Here is a 12777-nt window from a genome sequence, read left to right as displayed (position 1 = left end):
ATTATCGGAAAATCGTGTTAGGTAATCTGAAACCATCAAGTTTCAGCAGGCTGACCGGATCGTTACCGGCGGTAAAGGCCAGGCGGTAAGTGAGCGGCAGGCCATCACCGGCGGTCCAGACCACCTGATAATGCGTGTCGTCCACCGGCGTAATGTTGGCCTTCTTCAGCAGCCGGTAAAATGCCCAGGTGCCAGGCGTGTCAAAACAGAGCCGCGCACCGGCACGGACGCTGGTCCACACCAGCGATGCGCCGGGATAATAGGTGTCGCCCGGCCACTGAATGTCCTGCCAGAACGGCATCTGATTGAAGTACACCAGCTTCTGGCCATCGATGCTCAGTTCGGTCTGCACCACGTCTCTGGCCGTGCCCGCCTGCAGTTTGAAACGAAATCCCCAGCCCGTATCGTTAAGCGCGTGACCCAGGCGGTCGAGCTGGTTCAGCTTGCTGAGAAACGCGGCATTCACCGTCAGTCCCGGCGGCAGCTTGTCGGCCTTCTGCCAGCGGTTGTCTTTGTACTCCAGCACGCCATTCAGATGCTCGCGGATGAAACCGGCAATCAGGCCGGTCTGCGGATTGATAAAATCATTCAGCGCCGCCAGCGACGCGTCTTTCGGACTGTCGGTGAACGGAAAGGTGTTATCGAATTCTTTGTGCCAGACCGCGACAATCTCCTGCTGCCACTGTGCATCCATCCCTTTTACGCCGGTGGTCATCACGCCTTTCCATGTCTGGCTGAGCGGCGCTAAAAACAGCGCCTGTGCCATCGGCTGCCAGCCGCTACCCAGCTGGGCACGCAGACGGGCGGGCAACTCAGAAACCGCGTTATCAATCTGCGTGCCGCGAAATACCGACTGCGAGAGTGCCGCGGTGCCGCCGGTAGCCGCTGACAGGTTACGCATCTTGTCGCGCAGTGCCGCCGTTTGTGACCGCCAGGCAGATAGCGTAATACCGTTCCCTTTACTGGCACCGGTCGCCATCGAGACGATGCCGCCAAACACCGGCTGCAGAGCAGGATTCAGCGCATTGCGTCGTTCGTTCGGGCTGCCCGCCAGTCCCTGCCAGGCAAGCTGTTTCATCAGCGCGATCTGTGGCGACCGGCTGACGTCAGAGGCCAGTGTTAGCTGCGCCACCGGATTCGCCGCCGTCTGCGCCTTCAGCTGGTTAAGCGTTTTCTGCCACGCGGTGCCGTACTCGGCAAAATAGCGCGCCGTTAAGCGTTCACCCAGTGCGGCGGGGGAGAGTGAGGCTTCCACCGGATGTCCCGGCCCGGCCAGCACCCAGCCGACCTGTTCCTGCCGCTGGGTGACCAGCGCGGCAATCTCCGGCGCGATTGCGCCTTCATACGCATGACGGGTAAAGCTGCCCGGCACTTCAGCCTCAAGGGTGAACATTCCGCCGGTCTCCTGACCGCCGAGCAACTGCGTCAGCGACAAATCCGCGAAGTTGCGGGAGGTGCGGTAAATCAGGGAACCATAAAGTTTTTGCTCTGCGTCCGCGCCGCTCATGGCGTTCAGCAAGGCCGCCCGAGCCTGCGTGACCGCCGCGATGTCTGGCCGGATTTTCCAGTCAGGATGCCGTGCAAACTGCTTGGCCATAAAAGCGATATCCTGCGGCGCGACGTTTTTCAGCAACGGCGTCAGCTGCTGCGTTAAATAAAGCTGCGCCTCTGCGCCGGTGGTTTTGTCGGGCTGGACCAGCATCAGGTAGGTTTTCAGGGCATCGTAGGAAGGCGTGGGAGATACCAGCGCCGCAATAAGCTGCCGCTGTGCCGGTTGAACGATAAGCCGGTGGGCCAGCGTCGAGTATTCAGGCCAGAGCGCGGGAAGCAACGAGTCCGTCACGTCCAGACCGAACCGGCGATACAGCGGCGTGCCCTGTTCCTGCTGAGCCAGCAAGGTTTGCACCCTCTGTTGCAGCGAAGACAAGACCGCAGGCGAGGGCGAAGTTTTCGCCTGTTGTACCTGCTCCGCACTGCCGGTCACCAGCCGGTAATTACTGATGCCTGACACTATCGTGCCGATGGCCAATACCAGCATCGCGGCCGCGGCGCTCCACTTCACCACCGCCCGCGCCGTTACCCCAACCGGACGACCGGCGCGGCGGTGAATGCCTGCAGACAATTCCCGCCAGACCGGAGAATCCGCACGTTCATGCGGGCTGTAGGCGCGTAACGTCAGCGCCGGTGAAAACGCCACGCCGTACAGAGGCAACGGGCGGTAGCTGTTTAGCAGGGGTTTAAAGGCATCTGTCCAGCCGGTCAGGCGGGCTTTTAAATCACTGGCAAGTTGCAGCAAAAACGCATGGCTCAGGTTTCCGCTGATTTGTGCCATGCCCTGTGCGCGAAGTTCGGGAAGCAGGGAATCGACAGAGGACGATAAAGACTCCGGTGTCAGCCTTTTGTTCTCGAACACCCCGACCAGCTGCACCGGCCGTTCAGGCTGCGGCCAGGCCAGTTCGCGCCGGTCCAGCCGATACACCTGCAGTTCCCAGCGCAGCCGGTGGCGGACGATTTCATACCCGCGAAGTACCGCGTCAGCCTGTTCCGCCTGAGTGTATTGCGCCTCATGGCTGACCCAGATCAGCGCATCAGCAGGGGCGTGAGGACGCAGACGGCGTAACGCCTGAAGGTCTGCCAGGTTACCGCCCGCCGTCAGTGAGCCACCCCATAACAGCAGGGTATTGCCGACCGTCATCCAGCCAGACTGAGTCAGCCCCGGCGCGACCGCTTCAATATCCGTCGCTTCGCCCATCACCAGCAGCCAGGGGAGTTTGCGTTTCCAGCGCAGGCCGTAGCGATACCTGAGGGCAGATTTTAACCGCCCAATATCAATGGACGCCTGAACGGGCCGCTCTGATTCTGTACCCTCCGATGCGACTTTAGGGCGCACCGGTGCCCGCCAGCTGGCCGATGTGGTGACGAGGGTAAATGACAGGGCAATAAGCGCGACAATCAGCGTGATGACCAGAACGGTCATTAAAATGCCGGAGTGCTTTGAGGACGAAGAAAACACGCCGTATTGCCGGAGCACACTGATAATCGCGACTGCAACGGCCAGCAGCAGGAACAGTATTCCCAGTGGCTTAATGAATTTCTTCACAATCAGCTTCCTTGCTGCGCAGAACGGATAAAGTGCGGCTCAAGCAGGCGATTTAACACGATCCGCAGGCCCACGGCGCTGCCAGTCATTGTGACAACCAGTGTCAGGATCAGCGTGATCGCGCCCCAGAAAGAAAACAGCCAGTCCGGGAAGGCATTGCCGAGGGACCAGAACAACACCAGATTGAACAGTAGTGAAGCGACCAGGCATCCGGCAGGGTAGACATCGCGGGGTAACTGGCTGTGATAGTCAGCCTGAACCGGCGCTTGACTCCCGACAACGACTGCCCAGGCTGACTCTTCTGCGGTGGCCAATACCCACTGGCTGCCCTGACCGCGCTTAATCATATCAGCGGCGGCGCCGATCATCAGCCAGCCTGAAAGTGACCCATACATCCCGCAGCCTTTGTCGAAATCCAGCTGCCCGCCCATAGGGGCTTCGTTGCGCAGCGGTAATTTCACGTCATGGACAACGGCATTGAGCTTCTGACGCAGGGTGTCGGTCAGCCCGGAGAACCACAGCAGGCGAAGAGACTCTGCCGGCTGCTGCGTCATGTCTCGCAGTTCCAGCAAATCTTCCGGCAGTTTTTTCAGATTTAGCGGCATGGCTCTGAAGAGCTGCGGGGCATTTTGCAGGGTATCTGGTCTAAGCAAATCGGCGGGGGAGAGCAGCAGGCCAGTCGCTATTTCGCTGAGAGGCTTTTCCTCCACGCCGTCGTAATACTGCATCGCAATAACGAGACAGGGCGTGTGTGCGTCTAAGCAGGTTCCCACAGTTTCCAGAGACGCCTGCGGGCGAACAGGGTTTACCTGTAACGAGTATCTGGGATAAAGCGTTTGCCAGAGCTCTTCGAGGTAGAGAACGTGTGTTTCGGTCACCTCCGTCTGCGTCTGCACAAAGAGTCTGAACGTTACCTGTTTTGGCAGATTCAGCGCTTTAATGGCGTCTTCAAACGACGCCAGGATATGGCGGCAGATGATTTCAAAGCGATAAATACCCGGCGGCGCATCGTCCTCAGGAAACAGCAACACGGCAGGCTCCTCGTTATCACCTTCTGGACGGGAGAGGCCCGCGACCTGTGGGTATAAATCCAGACGGGTGGTGAAGTTCACGCTATCAACAATATGCAGATGCTGATGTGTCCAGTTTTGCCACGCAGCGTTTGTATTTGCCTGCCAGTGCGTCCAGCTGTAATACATCAGCGCTCCCCCCTCCCATATCAGGAGATAAAGCGACAGGCACGACAGGATCCCAACCAATGTGAAGCCGGTCAGCGGCAGATAATGCCCTGAAGACAACGGATACAACCCGGTTGATGGCGTATCGAGCACTACCCAGACTAAAGCCAGTGCAAAAGCCGTCAGGAAGATAAACACGCACACCCACGGTGACCACGCAGGTGGCTTTTGCTGAGGTTCAGCCTGAGGAACTGACCAGCCCACTATGCGAATCCTGCATCAGGTAAGCTGGCATACACCACCGATCCACATTCGGTTTTACAACCCTGCACTACAATGCCTTTTCCCTGTTCTTCATAACCCGGCTCACATTCGATAATACGGTTCGGGCCGTGTTCAGGGCAGCTCACGCTGTCATTTAACAGTGCAGCATTTTTACCTTCGATTTCAAACGTTGATGAAGCAGAAATCACAGCGCCGCCGTGGGAAGTTTTATCCCCGAGAACCACGACATTTTTCATGCGAGTTCTCCCTGCGGTTTCTGTGTCCGGACTAACGCGATATTGTCAGCCTCGGCCTTTTTCACCGCCGCGTCATAACGTTGCTGGGCATCGGCGTCAACGTCTTCACGAATAGCCGGTGGAAGCGGAGGTGGCGTGAAGGTGCCTGTCTGGTAGTAATCATCGGATCCAATATGTGTCCAGTCAGCCATATCGCGCAGCATCTGCATCTGTGTTTCGTTTTGTCCGATGTTACAGAATCCAATAGGCAAGTCGTAGGCCATTACCTGCTGAAGGAACAACGGGTTCTGGGGTAAATCACTGTGGTCGGCAGGCCGGGAAATATACTGGCTTATGCGCGAGCGCATCTGTTCAACGCTTTCCCTGTCAACATTCCGTTTATCGTAAGGAGAGCCTGAGCCTGGTGGCACAGGGAAGGTTTTGCGCTCATTGAAGCCATACAGCTTGATATAATATTTGTAGGTATTGTCGTTGGGCTTCCCTGTTTCCGGGGCATTGGTGCTCCAGCTATAACCATAACTGTCATAATTTTTATCAGCCAAATAAAGTGAATGTGCTGCTTTATCGGCGGGCAAATCTTTAATATGTTTACGGTCTTTATCGAAATCAGCCAACTGCTCCGCTGTTATTGGCAGAGGGACCTGCTCGGCATTGATGAACAGCTTTTGGTTTGGGTCCGGATTAGGCCATGCCTGGCGACTAAACACAGAATCATTGCTGTCCCAGAATGTCTTACCGCCATTCGGCTTCCAGTCCCTGCTCATATCTGGCAACGTACCGAACGGTGTTTGCGGATTAGGTGCTTCGCCACAAGCCATATTACGGGCGAGCATGCGCACAAAAAGTGAGTTTTTCGGCACCATCGCAAAGACAGGGTGCGGCTGGGTATAGTTGCTGGCTTTCGTATTGGGAAGCCCTTGCCAGCCAATACTCAATAAGGGTGACGACCCCATTACCCTGTCATGTGGGCTGCAATAAATATACGTGCGTCCGTGATTGTCCCGCTCAGGGACATCCGGATTGGAGGTTTTCCCATCCGGTTGCCAGTTCTCGCACGCACCATCAAGACCACAGACGAGTTTCTTCGGGTTGGCGTTCTTAAGCCGGTCCTTATTTTCAGCCACTTTGCCGACAATATCAGCAAAGGTGACGCGCCTCGCGGCTTCAGAAATACATTCCTCTAAGGGATATGAGAGATAGTCCATCCCTTTGCTTTCCAGACAGAGCGGAGAATTCATCACAAAGAGCGCATCGGGCGAGGCGCCCTCCATTGCCGCTGCGGCAGTAGCAATCATCGTGCCCTGGCTATGAGATATAACGGTGACGGTATCCGTCGGGCTGAGTTCGCGAATTTTCTTCACTAAATTTGCCAGTCGTTCCGCAGCATGCGAATAGTATTCACGCGGCGGAGCATTCGCTAATAGACGGTCAGTTTCTTCATTGATAAACTGCGTACTGAAGGGGATAGGGATTTTATTGACCCATTTACTGAAGCCATATTTGCTCCACAGCGAATAAAGTGATGTGCAGCCGTTCTGGAAAGGACCTCCACCCCAGAAAAACCGGTTATTACCGTTCTTAATTTGTTGATCACTGAGGTCGGTATAACTGTCGCCTTTTGCAGTTCTCAGTGGGATGACAAAATCTTTTTCTGTGCCGGGTTGTGCTCTATATCCCCAGTAGAAACGGATGACAGGAGATCTGCCTTTCTGAGTTAATTTTACTGGAAACGTATTATCTTCATTATATGCATTAGGTTTTAAACTAAATGGAGAGCCCTCCAGTCCAAGACGCTGATTAAGACCCTTGCAGAGATGCTCTTCTGCTTTGAGGTACCATTCGCCTTCAGAATTTACGCCATGAACAAAGATAACCAAGCCTGGAAGTTGGGCACCTTTTCTTACCTCCCCTCGAACACAAACATTTTGGGGGCTCATGGTACTTCTGGCTTGTTGAATACCATTAGGAGTCGTCTCGCTGTTCAGTAAACGAGTAGGCTGATCGTGTTGATAGGCTTCAGACATGGGTCATCCTTGATTTTTAGGCTGAGTAGGGAGCAATGCGGTGTTGCAGGTAAATTGAGTTGCGCTTTGAGGGAATGGCATCAATTTAGGGATTGTATCTTGGGGAGTATTATCTCTTATATCATAATATAAAGCACTAACCTTATTACCCAAGTCAGAAAGCTGTTCATTAGTATATGAATATTTAGTTGATAATAAACTCCCATTTACATCCAAAAGATTTTTTTTATCTAAAGCATCATCAGGTATTCCCATTGCCAAAAGTTTTTTGTAGAAAATGTTGTTAATTGATAATTCTCTTGGTTGTATAAAAGCACCTTCGTTATTGCGTACATATTTATCAGCATTATAGTTGATGCTTTTAATATATATGGCATTATCAGAAATAACGATTGTGTAATCTTTAGAAGCTAAGCTATCAGTTGCTCTAAATTTTATATCATTAAATGTTTTTCCACCATCATTACTGGCTGATAGTATGCTGTAAGCACAGCCTCTTAATGGGTCACCACAAGGTGCGTTATCACCGCTCACCAATGGAATCGCCAGCATGTCGTCGTTTTTCGCTGCCCAGATAAACTTGCCCTTATAGTTCATCGTTCCCTTAGAGAGGAACCAGAGTTTAGTTTTTATCTTCCTGCTGTCATTGCGATAATAAATCGACCCATCATCGCAGTTCGAATAATCCTCCAGCGTGAGATACCTATTTTTATCGATACGATAAATCACCTGTGGTGGGTTATGGATGGGTTGTACTGCCAGCTTTTCTGTCTGCGTTGATGTTTGCATCGGAGGCGGTGTCACCGCATAGCTATTCAGGCTGGTCAGTGAAAATACTAATGCACCTGCGAGTAAAGTTAGCTTTTTCATAGGTCATCCTTGATTTTTTGGCTGAGAAGGTTGAAGAGTGGTCTTGCAGCTAAATCTGTTGCTAGCTGAACTGTCCTGCTTTAAGTCAGGTAGTTTCTCTGTAATTGGGGAATCATTATATTTATCGAATAGAGCAGCAGCTTTCACAATCAATGCCGCGTTTTGTGCTTCAGAGTAATGATATTTATTAGTTAACCTGAGGTCGGAGTAACCTAAAGGATTCTTCTTTACTAATACATCTTCAGGTACACCTAACTTCAACATTCCTTTGTAAAATTCATCTTGGATCCAGGCTTGCCTTACGTTATAAAACTCGCCATTGCTATTGATTGCATACTTATCAGTAGATGGATAAAGGTTACTTTTGAAGTAAATTGCATCATCAGTCACAACGATTGTGTAATTTTTAGAGCTTGAGCTGTTAATTGCACCAAATTTAATATCACTAAATTTTTTCCCCCCATCGATACTGGCTGACAAAATACTGTAAGCACAACCTCTGAGTGAGTCCCCACAGGCATCGTTATCTCCACTCACTAACGGAATCGCCAGCATGTCGTCGTTTTTCGCTGCCCAGATAAACTTGCCCTTATAGTTCATTGTCCCCTTAGAGAGGAACCAGAGTTTAGTTTTTATCTTCTTGTTATCATTGTGATAATAAATCGACCCATCATCGCAGTTCGAATAATCTTCCAGCGTGAGATACCGATTTTTATCGATACGATAAATCACCAGTGATGGGTTATGGATGGGTTGTACTGCCAGCTTTTCTGTCTGCGTTGATGTTTGCATCGGAGGCGGTGTCACCGCATAGCTATTCAGGCTGGTCAGTGAAAATACTAATGCACCTGCGAGTAAAGTCAGCTTTTTCATATTCGGTCCTTGAAGTCCTTATTCGCCATCCAGTAACGAAATGACCATATCCTGAGCGGCTTGTGATTTAGTGAGAGAGGTCATGCCTTTTTCATCAGTCAGCCCTTCAATGATCTGTCCATCATCCAGCGTGATTTTATATTTCTGGGAAGCCAGTGGTTTGCCGTTGAGCGGATGAGTAACAACAAATCCTTCATTGAACTGTTCTGGCTCGAACGATTTCATCGCACTCTGCATGCTGGCCGAGCCTTGCTTGACGATGCCGCCATTTTTAACCAGAACTTTCCCAGGTCCGCCAATTTCAACGTTACCGCCTTTCAGTTTGATGTAGGCTCCGCCGCAGATCAGAACCAGCTCGTCCTGTGCTGTCACCGTCATTTTTTTCCCACTGGCAATATGCGTATCGTCCGTTGACCAGGTGGTGAATTTCCCGCCCTGCGCCTGAACGTCAATGTCGCCTTTGGCGGCAAACATTTTGGTGCCCTGGCGGCTGTAGAGGCTGATTTGATCACCGGCGGCGACGGTGAATTTCTTCGTCGCGCCGATATCTACCTGCTTACCGGCGGTTAGGGTCAGGCTGTCTTCCGCGTACAGCTGCATGCTGTCACCGCTGACAATCCCGACGCCTTTTGGCGCGCTGAGCAGTAAAACGGCCTGCTGAAGCTTGTCGAGTTTCTGCTGCAACAGCGTTTGTTGCCGGTCGATGTCTGCAGCTAAGGCCTGCGCCTGTTGAGCGCTGGCCGACAGGCTTTGCATTTCCACCATCGCACTGGAAAGCAGGGCTTTGGCCTGTTGCATATCCAGCTGCTGACCTCCGGCGGAGGCCTGAACATCGGCAGAAATAAACACGCCTTTACCGCCACGAACAGACACCCAGTCATCGGTACGCAGTTCTGCGCCATGTCCCCGGTCTTTACGCTTATCGTCGACCAGTGCACCGAGGTTCAGCTGACTTTTGCCGCTGGCCGGTGTGGAAAGCTTGATGTGTTCTTTGCCACGCGTATCGTCTAATCGAAGTTTGTTATTAGCCGGAGTGCGGATGACGTTCCGCTTGTAGTTCGGTAACGCGACATGGTCCGGATGCGTTGAATCATGCAGCGCACAGGCAATATAAGGCCGGTCAACGTCACCGTTCTCGAACGCAATTGCCACGCCGGTGGAGTCCAGCAGCGGCATATGGAAGCCGTAGGTATCACCGGAATAGGGTTTCGCCAGACGCAGCCAGCAGCTCTCAAAGCCTTTCTGCCATCCGGTGCGGTCGAAGCCAAACCGGGCGCGGTACAAACCGTCGGCGTTGATGTGGGCGTAAGGTTCGTCAGGATGCGCGCTGGAGATACGGGCAGGCAGCGTGCCGGTGACGGTCGGCCACGGCAGCAAGGCAGGGCGATACGGATGCTGGGTATTACGCGGAACCGCGGTGAAGGTGACGAAATACGCCGTGTCGCGGGCGACGTTTTTAGAATCGGTGGAGACAATCAGCAGGCCGTCCGGCGCTTCCGGCCAGTCCTTACCGGGCGTGGTGATGACCATCCCCGGACGCAGCGTCATGCAGTTAGATTTGCCCTCAAAGGTGATTTGCTCACTGAGGTAACGTTCCTGACGGCGTCTGGCGTACCACATGCCCTGTCCGGGCTCGCTGCTGAATTCCTTGCCCGGCTCAGGATAGTACTCACCCCAGCGGTAATCTTCGGCGACCAGCGCCGGATAATCCGGATTAGTCATCGTCGTGCCGGTCATATCGCTTTGCGCAGCGGGGTAGTAATCGTCGTTAACCGTGACAGATTTCGGAATGGCCTTGCGGCTGACTGACATCTCCCAGACTGATTCCAGGCCGCCGTCGAACATGCCCGCCGGGTTACGGAACGGGATGGCGACCGGTTCCGGCCAGGCGTAAGAATGGTCGGCCAGTACCATGACGTCGCAGTTGTTTTCTTCATCATATTCAAAGAAATACGAGATACCGCTGTCGGCAAGACGTCGCGCAATGTGCGCGTACTCGCTTTCGCCGAACTGCATCATGAATTTTTTCAGCGGATACTGATCATTGAGCGCAAACCGAAAATCCAGCCGGTCCATGTTGTAACGCAGGAAGGTGTTCTCGGTCATGCTGATGACGCTGTCATTCTGGTAAATCGCGTTATTGCTGCCCTGATTTAATCTTGTGACGCGGTGTTCCAGCATGGCGACGTAGCGGGTTTCATCGTCGGAGGTACCGCACTGACGGAACCGGGTGATCACACCGGGAATAATGCGCGGCTTAACGGGTTCCCACGGCTTGCCGTCGGGGTACATCAGGAACAGAGCGGAATAGTTGATGATGTGCTGAGCGGGAATGTCTTTCACCGTACTGGTGAAGGTTATCTCGTAGCGCAGGATATCGCTGATGGCCTCAGCGCCACTGAACCTGAGCACCGAAATATCAACGCCGGGCAGTTGGGATTCCAGTCTTTTAAAACGCAACTGATAGTGGTTGTGGATCGGTAATTTACTGCCTGCAAGGATGTATTCCTGAATGCTCATCGTTTAAGTCCTTTTAACGCTAACCGGCGTAAATAAATATTTCATGAGTAAATAATTAATGGTGCGAATGTATCTGTGCATTTACTTCTTTTGCACGAATACCACCACAAATGAAAATGGCATGAATATTTTTCAGAAAATCCTTTCCGGGGAGCAGAAAAAATAGCACAAGCTGGCGACGCATTAAAGCGGGTTGTGTCACCCAAAAGTATTTCATAATCAAATGTCAGGGAGGCGGTAATTAGGATATTTCATGATGGGTGTGAAAGTTCTGAGTGATTACATGCAGGCTAATGAATAATGGAAAAACCTAACTGATGTTATGTCAGGAGCTTCCAGCTTAGCTTCACAAAGAAAAATAAATCACTCGTATTACTTATTCCTTTAAATAATCTGAGTAGCGATATCTCAGTCCTGAAATGGATTTTTACCCCGGAAGTATCGCATACATTATTCCTGTACAATCCCAGAAAATGCCGCGCCTCCACCAGCGCATGCCGGTATAAAAACAGGCTGATATTTTTGTTTTTCTCCCGCTTTGCCAGACGGATGATGTCGGCAATCACCTCAATATAGCTTTGCGCCCTGACATCATAATAATCGCGCCGGTGCGTGATGGAATCGGCATTCACCTTATAGGTGTAATCTTTCGTATCTGACAGACTGAAACGCCCGTTGCTGACCGCAAGATGTATGGTCCAGAGGATATCTTTGTGGCTCTTGCCAGCCTGGAAGGAGAGGGCATGTTGCATGAGATAAGACGATCTGATGATCTGCAGCCACAGGTAATGCGGCCATTCGCGGTGCGTCACGCAGTGGCGTATCCAGTCATGGCCGGATAAGGTTTGTCCGTAAGGTTGCCGGGTATGTACCGGTGCCCTGAATGATCCTGAGTCTGTACGCCAGGCATTGAAAATCGCCACGTCAGCCTGGGTTTTTACGGCGGCCTGCCAGCGTTCATAAATGAATCCGTCTTCGACATCATCGTCAGCGTCGAGAAATATTACCCATTCGCCGCGATGAATATCTAATGCAGTATTCCGTGCCGCGTAGACCCCCTGATTGTTCTGCTCAATAAGGATAATTCTGCTGTCGCGGATATCCCGGACAATGCTGCCGGTTCCATCAACGGAACCGTCATTGACGATAATAAGTTCAATATTGATACGGGTTTCACTGAGGATCTTAGCGATTAATCCGGCGAGGTTATCAGCCGCATTGTAGACCGGGATGATGATACTGACATCGATCATCTGAAATTGTTTTTCCTGAGCGAGCGTCATTTAATTGTTATGCCTTTTGACGGGGACTTCTCTTTTCTCTCGTATTTCGATCTGAATGTCATATAAGCAATCATCACAAAGTTCTTTATCCTGAGAAAATAGCCGTTCGATGAAATGTCTTTTCTTATTACATCGGGTACACCTTTTCATATGTCATCTCTCAGGAACGGCATTATGCAAATGTTGTTTTCAGGACGAAATAAGCCCCGACTGCATCAACAGCCGTACGTAATATAAGCACCTTATCCCGCGTCAAGGAAAGCCAAGGATAACCAGAGTATGCGGGTAAAAGATAATCGTTTTGATAGATCAATAACTAAGAACTGATCGTTATTACCGATCGACGAACTGCGGGTCTTCCTTCATCCCATCGCCACAATGTCGTAAAGAGCCGGGCCGGATATATCG

8 protein-coding genes are annotated in these 12777 nt (G+C 51.9%); all 8 read right to left on the bottom strand.

Features of this window, described 5'->3' with window-relative positions; translation table 11 throughout:
• Position 1: 1 nt before the first annotated feature.
• Entirely contained in the window at positions 2 to 3100 is a 3099-nt protein-coding gene (locus EDF78_RS12980) for an ImcF-related family protein (RefSeq protein WP_133823224.1), read from the bottom strand.
• A 2-nt stretch (positions 3101 to 3102) separates the two neighbouring features.
• Positions 3103 to 4542: a hypothetical protein gene (locus EDF78_RS12975; protein WP_133823223.1), complete on the bottom strand. Its 1440-nt coding sequence runs from the start codon at positions 4540 to 4542 to the stop codon at positions 3103 to 3105.
• Positions 4542 to 4799, bottom strand: a complete 258-nt coding sequence (locus EDF78_RS12970) for a PAAR domain-containing protein (RefSeq protein ID WP_095924531.1) — start codon at positions 4797 to 4799, stop codon at positions 4542 to 4544. Before EDF78_RS12970 ends, EDF78_RS12975 begins: the two co-directional genes overlap by 1 nt.
• The gene (locus EDF78_RS12965) at positions 4796 to 6823 is read right to left on the bottom strand and encodes a hypothetical protein (protein WP_133823222.1); all 2028 of its coding nucleotides are present in this window, start codon (positions 6821 to 6823) and stop codon (positions 4796 to 4798) included. The genes EDF78_RS12970 and EDF78_RS12965 overlap by 4 nt, the downstream gene beginning before the upstream one ends.
• A 3-nt stretch (positions 6824 to 6826) precedes the next feature.
• Positions 6827 to 7693 (bottom strand): hypothetical protein, encoded by an 867-nt coding sequence (locus tag EDF78_RS12960; protein ID WP_133823221.1) that lies wholly within the window; start codon positions 7691 to 7693, stop codon positions 6827 to 6829.
• A 3-nt stretch (positions 7694 to 7696) separates the two neighbouring features.
• Positions 7697 to 8566, bottom strand: coding sequence for a hypothetical protein (locus EDF78_RS12955; RefSeq protein ID WP_133823220.1), 870 nt, complete (start codon positions 8564 to 8566; stop codon positions 7697 to 7699).
• An 18-nt stretch (positions 8567 to 8584) separates the two neighbouring features.
• On the bottom strand, positions 8585 to 11086 hold the full coding sequence (gene vgrG, locus EDF78_RS12950) for a type VI secretion system Vgr family protein (protein WP_133823219.1): 2502 nt from the start codon (positions 11084 to 11086) through the stop codon (positions 8585 to 8587).
• A gap of 320 nt (positions 11087 to 11406) precedes the next feature.
• A complete protein-coding gene (locus tag EDF78_RS12945) occupies positions 11407 to 12369 on the bottom strand; it encodes a glycosyltransferase (protein ID WP_243839452.1) in 963 nt (320 codons plus the stop codon).
• Positions 12370 to 12777: the final 408 nt, after the last annotated feature.

This window comes from Rahnella sp. BIGb0236, assembly GCF_004364755.1.
Lineage (GTDB): Bacteria > Pseudomonadota > Gammaproteobacteria > Enterobacterales > Enterobacteriaceae > Rahnella > Rahnella victoriana.
Note: the sequence above shows the minus strand (reverse complement) of the source record. Positions and strands in the feature narration are given on the sequence as shown.